The sequence below is a fragment of the Siminovitchia acidinfaciens genome, from assembly GCF_003605385.1.
Classification (GTDB): Bacteria; Bacillota; Bacilli; order Bacillales; family Bacillaceae_C; genus Siminovitchia; species Siminovitchia acidinfaciens.
In genome coordinates this window covers 1-353 of record NZ_QYTV02000026.1, presented here as the reverse complement: position 1 = coordinate 353, position 353 = coordinate 1, and the positions used below count along the sequence as shown (strand labels likewise).

1 other RNA gene is annotated in these 353 nt (G+C 53.0%); it reads right to left on the bottom strand.

The features are described from left to right. Positions 1–353, bottom strand: a transfer-messenger RNA (tmRNA) gene (ssrA, locus tag D4T97_RS20320); the annotation flags it as partial.

Genomic DNA, 353 nt, shown 5'->3' with positions numbered 1-353 from the left:
GGGTGGAGCTGGCGGGAGTTGAACCCGCGTCCGAAATTCCTACATCCTCGGTACTACATGCTTAGTCAGTCTTTACATTCGCTTGCCAGCTGCGGACGGACACGCCACTAACAAACTAGCCTGATTAAGTTTTAACGCTTCAACCCCAGGCAGGGCTTCCACGCGATCTCTTTTGGGTTTGACCTCTCTTGATCCCCGTCCTAAGAGCGGAGGCTAGGGAGAGAGGGCTCTAAGCAGGTTATTAAGCTGCTAAAGCGTAGTTTTCGTCGTTTGCGACTATTTTTTGCGGCTTTTTACGAGGCCAACCGCCCCTCGGCATGCACCTTGGGTTTCGCAAATCCCGTCGAATCCAG